A 14,726-nucleotide genomic window follows, 5' to 3' on the forward strand; every position below is an offset into this window, starting at 1 on the left:
GACTCACTACTCGATCAATTTTGGTACTTAGATCGAATCGAAATTAAGGGATCAGTTCTCCGCAATCTCTCATTTCAGGCGCATATGGATTTCGAATCTTTTTGCCAGATAAAACCCAAGTTTTACGGACCATCGGACAATAAAATTGATTATGTCCACCGCTCAGTTGATTTGTCTTCATCGTGGCTGCCAATATTTCGCTAAACTTTGAAAGATTTTCAAAGGATGTCTGAAGATTAGACTTATCTATCTTTTGAATTATTTCCTTCATTTCTAATGCTTTCTTTTGGCCATTTCCATTGATTGCAGCAAAAGAATCGATGAGGGAGAGTAATTTTGAAGTATCGGGCACCAGATTTTCGGAACGAAGTAGAGCTTCTACGACATTGTCGTTTTCTTTAAGAATTGCCTGAAAGATCGGGATTTCGGTTTCACTCAATGGCTTTTCTTTTTCAGGACCGCAAGAGTTCAAAAGAAGTATCTGAATCAGCAAGCCAATCCAAAGGAAGTTAACTGGTCGAAAGTGTTTCATCCTAGCCCCGTTATCTACTAGGTTCAAATCTAGGAGTTCCCAATACCAGAACAAATCCGTTAAGCGTTTTGGATTTTTTTCTGGAAAGTACCTCCTACAAAAAGCGATCAGTTACTCGGAAAAATCGTTTCTTCATCTAACTTACTGTTCTACTCTTGGATGAAATCTATGTACTATCATAAGCACATATTCGTATGCGAAAATATTCGTGAAGAAGGAGAAAGACCTTCCTGCGGAAGAGCAGGTTCGGAACGAATACTTGCTTATTTAAAAAAACGTTTGAAAGAAATGGGAATTAAGAACAGGATTCGAATCCAGCGAGCTGGATGTCTGGATCGCTGCGAATTAGGCCCTGTGCAAGTAGCCTATCCGGAAGGTCTTTGGTTTTCTCTCAAAACAGAAGAAGATGCAGAGAAATTTCTCAAAAACTATATTGAAACCGAAAACTTAAATTTCATTCAACACTTGCTTCTCCCAGAAAACTAAATGTAAGGATGATTTATGGCTAAAAAGTACGAAATCCCAACTTCCTATCTAGCATACGAGCTCTCCGAATACAGCGATAAACCTGGAAGGGCAAAGTTGGTTCAAAAGGAAATGAAGCCTTTAAAAAAGGGAGAAGTTCTTGTGAAGATGCATTCTGCATCCATCAATCCTTCGGACTTGATGTTCATGCGTGGGCTTTATGGAATCAAGAAAAAGTTACCTGTCGTCCCTGGATTCGAAGGAAGCGGTGTTGTGATCGCTAGCGGAGGAGGTTGGAGGTCCAACTCTCTTGTAGGCAAGGCTGTCGCTTGTACTGCTCCAGGAAAAGGAGACGGGACTTATGCGGAATACATGACCACCGACGCCTTTTCCTGTATTACTTTGAATTCGGATACAAGCTTAGAGCAAGGTGCTTGTTTATTCGTAAATCCTCTGACTGCTTACGCGCTTTTGGACCAGGTTATCCGCGAAAAACATAAAGCTTATATTCAAACTGCGGCTGCATCTGCTCTCGGCAAAATGCTTTTGCGTTTGTCCTTAAAGAAAGGGATTCCTGGTATTCAAATCGTGCGCAGAAAGGAACAAGCTGACCTTCTAAAATCTTTAGGAGCAGAGCATATTTTGGATTCTAGCTCTCCCAACTTTGACAGAGAACTAAGAGTTCTCGCAAATAAACTAGGTGCGACGATACTCTTAGATGCAGTTTCAGGAGAAGTTACAGGGAGAGTTTTAAGCGCGATGCCCCATGGAAGCAAGTGTGTTGTTTATGGTGCAATGTCTGAAGAACCGATTACCTTTCATCCCGGGCTCGGGATCTTTCAGGATAAAAAGATAGAAGGCTATTGGCTTTCTACTTGGATTCCTAATTTGCCTTTATGGAAACTTTTGAAAGTTACTTCCGCTGTGAGATCTCTGTTGGGAAAAGAATTTCATACGGATATCGCGGCAAGGCTTCCTTTGAAAGAAGCGGAAAAAGCGATTTTGGAATATTCACAAAATATGACTCGCGGTAAGGTCTTGATCCAAACAGGCTGGAATCCTTGATGAAGGGTGACCAGATTTCGGAAAATTCCACTAGAATTTCCACTTATGCTCTCTCTTTTTTAATGAGTCTTTTGATTCTTTTGACTGGGAACAGTTGCGGAGAAGTGCGAGAGAATCTAAAGAAATTACAAACCTGCAAATTCAAGGTCCTACAAGTCAGAACCGAGAGAGTAGAATTCATTTCTTTTCCTCCGATTCCAAAAATTAAGATGGTTGCAGATTTGGAGATAGAGAATCCGAACGAGTCTGATGTTACTTTAAATAAATTTGATTTATCCTTATTAGTGCAAAGTCAGGACGGAAAGGAAAGCGAACTAGCTATGGTAACTACGGATCAGGAAACGATCTTACCCGCGGGATCCAAGAAAATTGTAGAATTAAATGTAGAAACCCGATTCGAAAAAAGAGTAAACCAAGAGCTACTCTTAGTAACTGCTATGCTCGCTAGGGATATTTTATCGGGCAAAAATCCGGTGCTAAGGGTTTCGGGTTCAATTTCCTATAAAACATTTCTGGGAGAAGTGGATTTGCCGGTAAACGAGACGGTAAAGTTGCAGGGAAAGCAGTCTCAGGTACAGGGGGGATGAATTCGCTTCGTGGCTAGAATACTAATTTGTTTGAGTTTGTTCTTTGTAGGATGTACCAATCCGGACGCTACTTTTTATAGTTTTTCCGAAGCTAGTACCAGAATTATTACCGCTTATGCTGCTAAGGATTCTGCCTGCGGAACGAATCGATCTGTTTTGTCATTAGTTCCGGGTCGTTCTAAAAGAAAGGATGTGGATGCATGTGTTGCTTCAATTGCTGTGCTTTCCTGTAGCTTTTGGTCTCAAACCGGAGATCCGGTTCCATACGCGTGTAAGGCGATTGAATTTCGTCTATAATCATGGAATGGTTCGCTAGACATATCGAGCTTTTGATTTTTTTGGCTCTTAGTCTAGCCGGAATTTTTTACTTATATCTACTTCTTATCCGAAGTCACAAGCCAGGGCATAAATCCGTAGTTCAATATAATTTGGATGCTGGCGAAAATCAGAATCCCGGTGCGAAGCCCAAGAAAAAAGAACCTCAGATCAATGTCCTAGAAGTCTTTGATTATAACGGAATCAAAATCATGCATGAAAACGGAGTTTATACCGTCAATCATGCAGGAGAGATCCAAGTCTATGGATCTTGGCAGGAACTCCCACAAAGATACCAAGCCATGGTAAAAGAAATGGACAAGTCTGCAATCGGCCAGAAGAAGAAAGGAAACTATTATATGGAAATCCTGAACGGAACTTATTATGTAATTTTTCCCGATGGAAAGCGGCACAAATACCCTAGTTTTAACGATATTCCCGAAAAAATTAGAAAAGCACTCGGTTACTAGATTTTAGATCAAAAAATTTCTTCCAGATTTTTACTGAATATGTATAAAGAATCCCTTTTTAGGGATTCGATTTTGCGCCTCTCCTTTGTATTCGTCCTAGTCGATTTTTTTCTCGGGTGTAAACCGATTCTCACTACATTAGTGGAACCAACTAACGTACGTTTGCCTGCTGATGGGAAGAGCGTGGCTGTGATCCAGATCACAAATTCCATTTTTGGCAAAGCAGAAGAGTTTAATTTGCAAGAGGGTGGTCGTTTTCCTTTTCGGATTATCTCTGTAGAAAATACTTCGAAAGGACAAAGAATCAGGATAGAGGCCGGGATGATGCCGGGTCGTTTTCAATTGCAGACCAATTTCGGAAAGTCTGTTACGCTTGAATTCTTCGATCGAGAAATCGATTCTGATTCGGATGGATTTCCGGATTCCTCTGAATTGGGTACGGAATCGGATAGAGAAGCTTTTCGAAATTGGTTTGTTCGGATCGCCCTCTCTCAATATTTAAAGGAAAATATTGCTTGGAACGGTAAGGAGCGCGATTGCAGCGGATTGATACGATTCGCTTATCGTGAAGCATTAAAAGAGCATGATCAATCCTGGCAAGAAAGGACAGGAATCGTTCTAGATAAAAACCTTCCTGATATTAAAAGTTTTCATTATCCTAATATTCCGAAATTGGGAACTAACTTGTTTAAAACTTCAGATAAGGAATTTGGAACTTTTGCGGATGCGAAATCCCTGGAAAAGCACAATGCGTTTCCTGTTTCGAGAGAATTGTCCGCGGCAAAAAAAGGAGATATTCTGTTTTTCCAAAATCTTCAAAAGAGTGAGATTACATATCATTCTATGATCGTATTAGAGGAAGGTCAGGAAAACCCGAATCTTCTCTATCACACAGGATCCGATCGTGGGATTCAACTGATCCAATCTCGAGAATTAAAGAGCAGTAATATATTTAACCCAAGCATAAAGAATCCTTCTTTTTTGGGTGTCTATCGATTTCACATATTGGAATGAGGCTTTGTAATGATAAACGATCGCAAAAGGATAAAGTATATTTTCAGTATTCTGACTGTCTGTGGCGGATTCTTAGTGTATTTTTTGATCCGAACTCCGGCGCCTGCGAGTCCTTTGTTCTTTTTGGGAACTGACAGAAGTTTCAGTAAGAATGAAAAAGCGTACGTAAATCTCGAGGGCTCTGGAAATATATCTTACGAATTCCGAGTTTATAAAATCAAAGATCCTCAATCTTTCTTGGTCAAGAAAGTAAAAGAAAGGTTAGTTAAAGAAAAGAACGATGGTGCTTTTGCGAATCCGATCGCTTTGTTCTCCAACGCAGTAAGAAAATTTGAAGTAGATTTTAGAAAGGTGGCTCGCAAGGAGTTTAATTCCAAAACCCGTTCTTCTTTAAAAACAGTAATCGGTGTAGATTACGATTCTTTGCCAGAAAAAAAACCAGCCGCGATACCTGCATTACTAAGCGACCAAGAATTAGTTTCGGTTTTTTCTGTTCCTACTGTTTCTTCTTCTTGGGCATACAGAAGAATTCCAGTGCCGGTGAATGAGAGCGGAGTGTACCTGATCGAAGGAGTCTCAGGTTCAGAGCTTGCTTATACAATCTTGATCAAGTCCGGTTTGAACTTTCTAGTAAAACAATCCGATTCAGAAACTTTTATTTATGCGGGACGTAAGGATTCGGGTGAACCAGTTTCTAACGCGAATATCGTTGCATTTGGAATGGAAACAGGTGCAACAATCTTCTCCGGTAAAACCGAGGAAGACGGGACCTTTTTCTATAAAGGAAAGAGTCAGGTTAAGAATGTAGTCTTACTATCTAAGGACGGTGAGTACGCAGTTTCCGATCCGGAATTTTATGCGAGCTCATACTATGGCCAAGGAGGAGTAAGGGCCTTCTTGTATACAGATCGTCCAGTCTATCGACCGGGGGATACGGTAAAGTTCAAGGGAATTGTTCGAAATTTTACCTCCGATCAATACAAACTAATATCTGGATCGGGAACTATTTCCGTGTATAACGAAGACGGTGCTACAAACATCCCGGACGTCGGCGTAAGCATTTCCGGCGACAACGGCAGTTTTGCCGGAGAATTCCAGATTCCGGACTTGGAAAATTTGCGGCTGGGAAATTATTCTATCATATTAGATTTTCGTGATAAATCATATCAGACCGAATTTGCCGTCGAGGCTTATAAAAAGCCTACTTTTTTGGTCTCGGTTTCTGCGGATAAATCAAACTATCTTCAAAAGGAAGAGGTTCAGGCGACCGTCAAAGCGAGATACTATTACGGGCAACCGCTTGCAGGAAAAGAAGTATCTTATCGAGTTTTCAGACGACCCAAGTTCGAATTCTCTCCGGTCGGAAAGCTAAACTTTGATTCATCTGCGGATTATATGGAACAATCCGGCCAGAGTGATCGCCAGGAAGTAATTCTGGATGGAAAGGCCAAACTGGATTCGCAGGGAATTTATAAACTGAAGTTTTCCCCTGGGAAGATTACGTCTGATTCTATTTATTCAGTGGTCGCATCGGTTCAATCCGAAGATATCACTCTGAACGGTACCGCAGTTTTTTCCGTAAATCGCAGTGCATTTTATTTAAAAATGGAAAGAGATAACTCGGTGTACGAGCCCGGGAGTTCTGCAAAATTAAAATTAAGTTTAATACCTTATGATAAATCGTTAAGCGAAGAAGATCGGAAGAAACTTTTACAGGACCGAGAGATCGAGGTTATCCTCTATCAAAGAGAGATCGAACACTCTGCGGAAGGAAGGCGATCTAAAGTTTCCAAAAAAGAAATCGCTACGAACGAATACGGGACCGGAGAAATCAGCGTCGAAATTCCGAAGCGAGGACAATACATTTTCGTAGCTAGTGCAAAGGATCCCGATGGAAATTCGACGGAGAGTGAATCTTTCTTTTGGGCATCTTCTGCATCTGACTCGATAGAAATTCCCTTTAAGGATATTACTCTCAAGCCCGGGAAAGATATTTACGGACCCGGAGAAACTGCGGAGATCTTGGTACTCAGTCCTATTTCAGGTTCGCACTTAGTTTTGACTGTCGAAGGAAATCGAATCTTTCGAAAGGAAGTAGTTAAGATGAACGGAAATGCTCTGAAGTATAAAGTGAAGATTACTCCCGAAATGAGTCCGAATTTCACTCTATCCGCCGCCCAGTTTTCCGGTAATGAAGTTTATAAAAGCCAAGTCAGAGTGGCTGCACCTCAGGAAGACAAATTTCTGAAAGTAGATGTTGTTCCCGGCAGTAAAGTGTATCGCCCGGGAGAGGTGGCCGAAATCAAATTAAAAACAACTGGATTAGGAAATCGTGGAATTCCCGCCGAAGTCTCTGTTGCGCTTGTAGACGAAGCAATCTATCAAATAAGAGAAGAGCAGACTCCTAACATCAATACATTCTTTTATCATCCCCGCAGGAATAATGTCCAGACTAGCTTTGCTTCTGCTTACAGATTCTTCGGGTATTCGGAGGATAAGAGATTAAAGCTAGCCTTGAACTCGAAAAAGGGGAACGGCTATGCGGCGATTAAAGGTGATGAACCGGTTCGCGGAAAATTCAAAGACACCGGCTACTGGAACGCAAAAGTAAAAACCGGAGTGGATGGGACGGCAGTCGTAAAATTTACTCTGCCGGACAATCTTACTTCCTGGAGAGTCACAGCAATTGCAATCACATCGGATACGAAAGTCGGAAGGGGTCAGGTCAATTTCGTTACAAAGAAAGATCTGATGTTACTAGGATCCATGCCGAGATATATCCTAAAGGGAGAAGATCAAAAGATTTCGGCTACAATTTCGAATCAGACTCAAAAGAAGTTTCAAGTACAAGTAAATGCTAAAGTTGAGGGTGGATCGATTCAAGGGGCAAGTGAATCCACCATTGTCCTTGAACCTGGCCAAAATCAATCCGTCTCATTCGTTTTGAAGGCGGGCAAGGATGCTAAGGAAGATGCTGCCAAAATCAAGATCTTCGCGTCCGGTGGGGGTTATTCGGATTCGTTTCAATCAGAGATTCCGTTAAAAACTTGGGGATTGCAGAGAACTGTTTCTGACGGAATCGCGATGTCGGAAGGCGAAGCAAAAGGAATCCTTAAATTACAAATTCCGAAAGAACTTGCAGATCCCAAATTAGAAGTGCGCTTGAGCCCGGCTACTTTGCCTGCCCTTCGACAATCACTCGATTATCTGGCGGACTATCCCTACGGGTGCGCCGAACAAACCATGAGCAGATTTTACCCGTTGCTGTCCGCGCAAAAGGCAGGGTACATAAACGAACGGCTGAGAGTAGAACTGCCAAAAATGATCGAATCAGGGCTGAAGAGGATAACCGAGCTCCAGAGGTCAGACGGTGGATTCGGATGGTTTGATGGAGAGACTACGAGCGATTTGTTGATGAGCGCTTATGTTTACCGAGGTCTGGCTATTAGTAGAAAAAACGGAGTTAGAGTAGACTCATACTTGATCGACTCTGCTAAAAGTTTTCTGTACAACAATTTGGATGAAGGAAAATTATCGCCGAATCAAAAAGCGTACATTCTGTTTTCATTAAGTGAAGGCGGAAAGATAGAAGATTCTATTGTAGAAGGTCTAGCAAAAAGCGGGGATAAGCTCGGAACCTATGGTAAAGCCTTGCTTTCGATGATTTTGTTAAATAACGGAAAGAAGGCGGAAGCGATTCAGTGGTTTAAGAAATCCTTAAATGAAAGTGGATTCGGAAATAAACCGTTCGTAAAATTGGCTTCGTACGGAAAAAACCCTAACTGGGAAGAGGATCGAATCGAAACGATTTCCTCTCTATTGAGTGTGGCGACTCGTTTAGGAGAAGATCAAACCCTTCTGGCAAATCTTGCCTCTACTTTGATTAGCAATCGTGTAGATTTCGCCTGGAATAATTCCAGAGATACTTCTGCGGCTGTGTTAGCTCTTTCTGAATATCTGGCATCCGTGCGTGAATCAGAATCTCCTGCAAATGTGGATTTGCTTTTTAACGGTGCTCCTTTAAAAAGTTTGACCCTTTCTCCAAAAGCGGACTTTGGAGAGCTGTTTAAGATTTCTGTTCCGCATGAACTGATCCATTCGGGCGAAAACAGGATCGAGGTGAAGAAAAAAGACGGACCGGTATTATACGCGATCGCTTCTATTTTCTTTACGGACAGATCGAAGAAATTCAGCGCTTCTTCGAATGGGATCAAGGTCAAGAGAACTTTTTACAAATTAAAAGTCTCCGGAAACGAGTTTTCCACTTCAGAAACCAAATCTTTTCAAAAGGGAGATTTAATCATGGTCTCCATAAATGTGCAAAAAGAAGGGGAGAAAAGTTCCTACTTTCAGGTGGAGGACATTTTGCTTCCGGGATTTTCTTTTTTGCAGAAGGACGCGGAGTATTTGTCTGACGACCGAAAAGTGGAATACCAAGGCAGACAGATTTATGACGACCGAGCCGTATTTTTTATCAAAGGCCCGGGTGAAGAATTTACGATTCGATACTTTTTGCGCGCGGAAGTAGGCGGTAAGTATAAGGCGATTCCGGCTAGATCCAAATTAATGTACTATCCTGAAGTGAGTGGAGCGAGCTCAGATGATGAAGTTTCGATTGATTAAAATTTTCTTAATACTCTTTCTGGGATTTTCTTCGTTTCCCGTGCTCTCTCAAGTCGTAAAAATCGAATCGCCTAGCGGTGGATTTACGACGCAGAGAATTCAGAAAATTTCTGGAACTGTGCAGGGAAGCAATGCCGCCAGGGCAACCATCGTGATCAACGGAATTCCACAAGCTGTTGCGTTGCAAGGAGGTAGATTTTCTGTGCAGGCAGTAATTGCACCTGGGAATAATTTAATTGAAGTAAAGGCCGGGAAGTCTAGTGACCGGGTTTCTTTTTTTGCAAAGGTTCCACCAAGAGATATTAAAGTGGTTTTGACTTGGGATACTGAAACCGACGTAGATCTTTGGGTGATAGACCCAAAAGGGGAGAAATGTTACTATTCTCATTCCTCTACTAGTTCCGGTGGAAACTTGGATGTGGATGTGACCACCGGATTTGGTCCTGAAACATTCACTATGTCGAAAGCTCTTCCCGGGTCATATTCGGTTCAAGTTCAATACTACAGTGCTTATAATCTTCCGGTTACAAGAGTGAATGCATATGTAGTATTGTACGAAGGAAAACCGAATGAAAAGAGACTGCAGTATCAGTTCGTAATGACTAAAAGCCAACAGGTTTATCATATCGCGAATTTTGAAATCGATCCGGAGAGCTGAACTTGTTTTCGTTTTCGCAATTCTTACTCTTCGGTTGTGCATTGATCTGTATACTTCCGGAGGAAATTTTCTCGAGAGAAAAGAGTTCTCCGAATTTCAGATTGTCTTATCTAAATCAGTTAATACGTGAATTCGAATCAAAGAATTCGACTTCTTCTTTGCTCCTACTTAGAACAGACACTGGCCAAGTTGTTTATTCGTATCGTCCGGAAATAATGATCGAACGAAAATTTCCGCCAGGTTCCATTATGAAACCGTTATCCTCTTTGGTCCTTCTGAGACACAAAGAAGCCTTTGCATTCAATCCGAAATCCAGAATCGAATGCAAAGGCCGTTACTATCCGGATTCTCGGGATGAGATTACGGATTTTGACAGAAGGACCTTCCATTTGCCCAAGGACGAAAAAGGTAGAGAATACTTTAGATGCTCGATCGCGGAAGGGCATGGGCAAGTTGATCTGGACGATGCACTCGTTAAATCCTGCAATGTATATTTCTTAACGCAGGTCGCTAAAAACCCAGAAGTATTTTATAAAAAAATAATGGATGACTGGAAGTTGGACCTTTCCTCTGCTTCGAGGCTGAAGCCCTATTCGGAACCGAACGGACTATCTGCTCGGTCTTTTCATTCTTTAAGCAAACTTCAAAAAATAACTTCTGCGATTGGAGAAGGTGGAATTCTTTTGACCCCGATCAAAATCGCTCAAGTATACGCTGCAATTCCGAATGGCAGTCCCTTTCTTTCTCCTTTTTGGAAGGAAGGAGATCTCCCTATAAAAACGGAAGACAATGAATTTTCTAAACAAGACCAAAGACAGGTATTTGCAATCCTTTCCTCGGTAATGCAAAACGGGACTTTAAAAGGATTTGTTTCAGAATCTTCCACCGGAATCGAAATGGTAGCGGCAAAAACCGGAACAGCAACGAAGTTTCAGAAAAAATATAGTACTCACGGTTGGATTGCGTCCTGGCTTAGAAGGCAAGGCAGATTGTATCTTCTGCTGGTATTTGTAGAAGATGGTTCAGGTGGTTTGGAAGCTAGAAATTTGGCATCAATAGCAATTAAAAATATACGATTGAGCAGCTTGTAAAGATCGAATTTGGGTGAAAATGAATGAAGACATTTTTTATGAATATATCTGATCGATTGAAAACATTTTTTGAATCTATAAATTCGAAATATTTAATACTAGATAAGATTCAGGTTTTTAAAAATAGAATGTTGCAGGATCCTTGGGTAGGAGTGCCGATTGGACTTGGCAGTGTTTTCCTGATAATAACCTTCTATTTACTGTTTTCGAGCCGATACTCCATTGATTCTTCCATCAAAGATCCTGCTTTTCTGATTCCAAAAGAAGCTCGGTACTTGGTGGAAATATATCGTCCAGAAGAGTTTATTGATGACGTTTCAAAAACTTCGATCGGCAAATCTCTGGCGGAAAGTGGCACATTCAGAAAATTACTCACTCTTCCGGAACTGAGAAAAGTAAGTTCAGTTCTATACTTGTTGGAATCCAAAACTGGATTTTTGGCGGATCCTTCTAAACTAGCGTTCTTGTTTGACGGACCGGTCGCTCTGGCATTGGTTAAGAAGGAGAATTGGATCTTGATCGGAAAGGCAGCAACCACTTCGAAACTAGGAGTAAATCTGCTGACTGGATTTCGGGGAGAGAAGATTAAGGTTCCCGATATTCTACCTCCTACGCGGCCGACCAAAAAACAGGAAACAAGTGAAGGAACAGATAGTTCAGAGCCGGAGAACGGTTCTGAATCTGTAAAAACTCATTCGGCTGACGATTTTACGGATCAATTTGTTGCTAGTTCAGAAAAGTTCGGAAATCTGAATGTGCTCAAATATGAATTCGGTGCAAGTAGCATATACGTTTGCATACTTGGTGATTTTTTAATACTAACGGACTCAGACGATTTGTTGGACGAATCTTTAAGTTTAGGGAACTCCAAAAATAATTCTTCTATAGCATCCCAGTCAGGGTTTTCACCGATTCTATCTGCTTCAATGAAGCCTGAGAATAAAGTCCTTTTGTATGCAGGTAGAGATTCGATTTTTTTTCCGATTCTAGTTTCGACTTTCGATTCAGGAAGTGGAGCTTTATTGCTTGGATGGTCGGAAGATGCATTATTAAGAGGAAATCTTTACAAAATAGGTTCGAATCCCGATTCGGAAGGCAAAAAAGAAGAATCGTCGCCTAAGGTAGCCAAGGTGATTCCAAGAGATGCAAGTATAGTTTTTTACTCAGAAAAAATCAATTTTTCGAAGCTTGCACAAAGTTCTACATCGTATCCGAAAGATTGGGAGGGTTTTCAAAAGGCGTTGGGATCTTTTTGGAAATCATCCGGGATTTCAAGTCAGGAGGCTAGCGCTCCCGGATTGTCCGTCATTTTTCATGGATTGGATTTTTATCAAAACATGATCTATCCGAGATTTGGTTTTGTGATTTCAGATCCTAATTTCGGAGAGCAACTACTCCAAGGGATATTTAAGGTAGGAAATCCAAAGCAGGAACAGTACCAAAATCTTTCATTAACAACCTATCCTCTCAAGAAAGGCGGCTACTACTTGCCTTCGGCTCTAAAAGTAAAGGAGTTTACATTGATTTCTTCGGATAGAAAGAGCATGGAGGAAGTGAGCTCTGCCACAAATGGAAATCGTCCGACCCAGGCCGATATTTATTCACTCGAAGCCGGTTTGGATTTGGCCAATCTGCCTCATCATTTATCTCTTTGGATTCCTGGAATCTTGCAGGATCTAAGGAGCTTTTATTTGTACGGATCCGTGGGCTCTTCTGAATACTCTTCGAAAACGATAGATTCGGATATCCAACCCTTATTAAATATATTCCAAAAATATGATAGACTTATTCTATCTTTCGGTTCTACAGGAAAAGAGCACGACTGGGGAAAATTGAGAGTGATAGAAAGGTAAAAGACCTAGCCTTACTCTATAAATCTCTGGTACAATTTTGCAAATTCGGAATCGCAACGATGATTTGAAAGACAATCGCGAAACCAATCTTCTCCCTTGGCTTTCCGAAGAAATTGGCCCCATTCGTAGGCGAATCTATATGCCGAAACTCGGCTCATTTGGCTTCCGTTCGATAGATTTTTGTTTTGTGATTTCTTGAAAGCTTTCCAGTCAGCGAATTTGGGAGTTCTACTACGCTTCTTGTCTTTTGCGGGCTCGGAGGAAGTTGGAAATTTGGATTCGCAATAAGATTCTTCCAGCCAGTGAGACTCTGGTTTGTCTTGTGAGGGAGATAGAAAGTGGCAAATTTCATGATCAATCGTGTCATAAAGAATATTGCGTTTATATAATGTGTCTGGGTTTTGAAAGTAGAAAGTTCTCCGATCTACTTCATAGAAGGCAGCCAAAAATTTGGGTTTGCCGCTATATTGAGAAAAAGTAAATGAATCGTGCAAAACAAGTACAGTGTTAGTTTCTCCCTTTAAATGTACTTGCTCTGATTGAATTTTGAATCTGTCTAGGAACAAATCCGAGAATTCCTCTAATTTCTTCTCAAATAAAGGATTAGTAAATTGGCTTGTCCTTAAATCATGAAATTCTGCTCTTTCGTGTCTTGGTTGCTTTTTTAGACGAATATAATAGAAATCGAAGTCTCCTTTGTGAATTCGAATCGATTCTGATTTTAAAGAATAAATTGCTGGGGCAAATAGAACCAAAATTACAATAAAGTAATAAGACCTACGTCCTATCATTGACTATAAGCTCTCCAAGTTGATTTGTTCCAACTTTGTGCCTGGAAAATAAAATTCCAGTATCTCTTTGGCAGTTTTTCCGCGAGAAGCTAATTCCATTGCACCATATTGGCAGAATCCGATTCCATGCCCAAAACCCTGGCCTTGGAAGACAAATCCGTTGGGACCGGATTTTATTTGAAATAAATTACTCTTCAGCCGATTCCACCCGATTCTCTTACCGGACTTGGACAAAAAATCGCTAATAGAAAGCAAATGTTCTCCGGATGCGGAATGATACGAGATTCGATAGACTCTGCCTTCTTTCTCTTGGGCTTCAAGTTTTGAAATCGCTTTTGCCTCCAGGATTTTTTCCACCTCGGATTTTGTTAGCATTGTTTCCCATTGAAAATGAGGGGAATTCCTACAAAGAAATTCTCCGTTTCGAATAGAATCGAATCCAGAACGATATTCAGAGTTTCCTTCTCGGAAGTTTTTCCAGTATACTTGCGGATGAGTGAGTATTCCTCCACAAGTAGAGTGAAAGAAGGTCTCTAACGGCTTTCCGCTTTTGGAGACGATCAAAAATTCCTTAGGCAAAACAACTTCTGACTTTTTCGACCTCTCTATCTTATTTACTTTTCCTGAATATTGCAGGCAATGAGTCAGATCGCAAAGGTCATAACCTTCCTGGCTATGTCTATTCAGATTTGATAAAGAATAAGACCGGACGACAGCTTTTGCACTCATTCGAAATTGCCCTAAAATTTCTTTGGAAGATTCTTTTTCAAGAGAAGAGAATAAAGTTCCGAATTCGGATTCGGTGGCAACAGTTACGTATTCTTCTCGAGAGATGATAGAAAGAATTTTGAGAGAATTGGATTCAGATTCGATTGTCAGATCTCCAGAATACCGGAAGATTTCGTCCTGACCAGATACCTTGATTTCGTAATTGCCCCTTGTTAAATACAGTCTCTTAACATTCTGAAATTTTGGTTTCTCGACAATATTTTTCTGATTTGGGCTATTTTCACCCGATAGCCGAAATACACCGATATCTTTCTGCTTTGCTTGAATCTGTAGTTTTCCATTCTGTATCGGAAAAACTTGGTCTCCAAGAAACAGTCTGCTTTTTCGATAACTTAATTGGACTGATGTAGGTTTGTACTTTGTTAAGATTCGGACTCTAATTTGCTTCGGCAATGCCCTTTCCGGTTCCACGGAAAGAGAAAATGGAATAGAAAAAGAAATAAGGAGAAACCAAAGTAGGAAGCTGCTAAAGG

Annotated in this window: 13 protein-coding genes; 10 read left to right on the forward strand and 3 right to left on the reverse strand. The window is 41.0% G+C overall.

The genetic code is table 11. The features are described 5' to 3' along the window. Nucleotides 1–43: 43 nt before the first annotated feature. Nucleotides 44–559, reverse strand: coding sequence for an LIC13259/LIC11441 family protein (locus CH373_RS13205; protein ID WP_243393388.1), 516 nt, complete (start codon nucleotides 557–559; stop codon nucleotides 44–46). Nucleotides 560–700: 141 nt separating this feature from the next. On the opposite strand from CH373_RS13205, the gene CH373_RS13210 reads away from it, so the two are divergent. The 10 genes from CH373_RS13210 to CH373_RS13255 all read left to right on the forward strand — a co-directional run bounded on the left by CH373_RS13210 (nucleotide 701) and on the right by CH373_RS13255 (nucleotide 12,673). Then, a complete protein-coding gene (locus CH373_RS13210) occupies nucleotides 701–1,018 on the forward strand; it encodes a (2Fe-2S) ferredoxin domain-containing protein (protein WP_100713596.1) in 318 nt (105 codons plus the stop codon). A 15-nt stretch (nucleotides 1,019–1,033) separates the two neighbouring features. Next, the gene (locus CH373_RS13215) at nucleotides 1,034–2,062 is read left to right on the forward strand and encodes a zinc-binding dehydrogenase (protein ID WP_100713595.1); all 1,029 of its coding nucleotides are present in this window, start codon (nucleotides 1,034–1,036) and stop codon (nucleotides 2,060–2,062) included. Continuing rightward, nucleotides 2,062–2,649 (forward strand): LEA/WHy family protein, encoded by a 588-nt coding sequence (locus tag CH373_RS13220; RefSeq protein WP_100713594.1) that lies wholly within the window; start codon nucleotides 2,062–2,064, stop codon nucleotides 2,647–2,649. The genes CH373_RS13215 and CH373_RS13220 overlap by 1 nt, the downstream gene beginning before the upstream one ends. Nucleotides 2,650–2,658: 9 nt before the next feature. After that, complete coding sequence (locus CH373_RS13225) at nucleotides 2,659–2,946, forward strand: LIC13255 family lipoprotein (RefSeq protein ID WP_243393389.1); 288 nt, start codon at nucleotides 2,659–2,661, stop codon at nucleotides 2,944–2,946. Nucleotides 2,947–2,948: 2 nt separating this feature from the next. Next, the gene (locus tag CH373_RS13230) at nucleotides 2,949–3,434 is read left to right on the forward strand and encodes a hypothetical protein (protein ID WP_100713592.1); all 486 of its coding nucleotides are present in this window, start codon (nucleotides 2,949–2,951) and stop codon (nucleotides 3,432–3,434) included. Between the two features lie 39 nt (nucleotides 3,435–3,473). After that, nucleotides 3,474–4,448, forward strand: a complete 975-nt coding sequence (locus tag CH373_RS13235) for a DUF1175 family protein (RefSeq protein ID WP_100713591.1) — start codon at nucleotides 3,474–3,476, stop codon at nucleotides 4,446–4,448. Nucleotides 4,449–4,457: 9 nt separating this feature from the next. Then, nucleotides 4,458–9,071, forward strand: a complete 4,614-nt coding sequence (locus tag CH373_RS13240; protein WP_100713590.1) for an alpha-2-macroglobulin family protein — start codon at nucleotides 4,458–4,460, stop codon at nucleotides 9,069–9,071. Then, a complete protein-coding gene (locus CH373_RS13245; RefSeq protein ID WP_423789767.1) occupies nucleotides 9,049–9,729 on the forward strand; it encodes a YfaP family protein in 681 nt (226 codons plus the stop codon). Before CH373_RS13240 ends, CH373_RS13245 begins: the two co-directional genes overlap by 23 nt. A gap of 215 nt (nucleotides 9,730–9,944) precedes the next feature. Next, nucleotides 9,945–10,820, forward strand: coding sequence for a penicillin-binding transpeptidase domain-containing protein (locus CH373_RS13250; protein WP_125169959.1), 876 nt, complete (start codon nucleotides 9,945–9,947; stop codon nucleotides 10,818–10,820). A gap of 23 nt (nucleotides 10,821–10,843) precedes the next feature. Next, nucleotides 10,844–12,673, forward strand: a complete 1,830-nt coding sequence (locus tag CH373_RS13255) for a hypothetical protein (protein ID WP_100713588.1) — start codon at nucleotides 10,844–10,846, stop codon at nucleotides 12,671–12,673. 11 nt (nucleotides 12,674–12,684) lie between these two features. Here CH373_RS13255 and CH373_RS13260 read toward each other — a convergent pair whose 3' ends face one another. Both CH373_RS13260 and CH373_RS13265 read right to left on the reverse strand, forming a co-directional pair. Then, nucleotides 12,685–13,464, reverse strand: a complete 780-nt coding sequence (locus CH373_RS13260; RefSeq protein WP_100713587.1) for a hypothetical protein — start codon at nucleotides 13,462–13,464, stop codon at nucleotides 12,685–12,687. 3 nt (nucleotides 13,465–13,467) lie between these two features. Next, complete coding sequence (locus CH373_RS13265) at nucleotides 13,468–14,646, reverse strand: SpoIID/LytB domain-containing protein (protein WP_165778836.1); 1,179 nt, start codon at nucleotides 14,644–14,646, stop codon at nucleotides 13,468–13,470. Nucleotides 14,647–14,726 lie beyond the last annotated feature (80 nt).

It is taken from the genome of Leptospira perolatii (assembly GCF_002811875.1).
GTDB classification, from domain to species: Bacteria; Spirochaetota; Leptospiria; order Leptospirales; family Leptospiraceae; genus Leptospira_B; species Leptospira_B perolatii.

Excerpts from the sequence above, each read along its gene's own strand:
- CH373_RS13245 (WP_423789767.1), top strand. The coding sequence starts at position 9,049 with ATGATGAAGTTTCGATTGATTAAAATTTTCTTAATACTCTTTCTGGGA.
- CH373_RS13210 (WP_100713596.1), top strand. The coding sequence starts at position 701 with ATGTACTATCATAAGCACATATTCGTATGCGAAAATATTCGTGAAGAA.
- CH373_RS13260 (WP_100713587.1), bottom strand. The coding sequence starts at position 13,464 with ATGATAGGACGTAGGTCTTATTACTTTATTGTAATTTTGGTTCTATTT.
- CH373_RS13235 (WP_100713591.1), top strand. The coding sequence starts at position 3,474 with ATGTATAAAGAATCCCTTTTTAGGGATTCGATTTTGCGCCTCTCCTTT.
- CH373_RS13215 (WP_100713595.1), top strand. The coding sequence starts at position 1,034 with ATGGCTAAAAAGTACGAAATCCCAACTTCCTATCTAGCATACGAGCTC.
- CH373_RS13255 (WP_100713588.1), top strand. The coding sequence starts at position 10,844 with ATGAAGACATTTTTTATGAATATATCTGATCGATTGAAAACATTTTTT.
- CH373_RS13250 (WP_125169959.1), top strand. The coding sequence starts at position 9,945 with ATGATCGAACGAAAATTTCCGCCAGGTTCCATTATGAAACCGTTATCC.
- CH373_RS13220 (WP_100713594.1), top strand. The coding sequence starts at position 2,062 with ATGAAGGGTGACCAGATTTCGGAAAATTCCACTAGAATTTCCACTTAT.
- CH373_RS13230 (WP_100713592.1), top strand. The coding sequence starts at position 2,949 with ATGGAATGGTTCGCTAGACATATCGAGCTTTTGATTTTTTTGGCTCTT.
- CH373_RS13240 (WP_100713590.1), top strand. The coding sequence starts at position 4,458 with ATGATAAACGATCGCAAAAGGATAAAGTATATTTTCAGTATTCTGACT.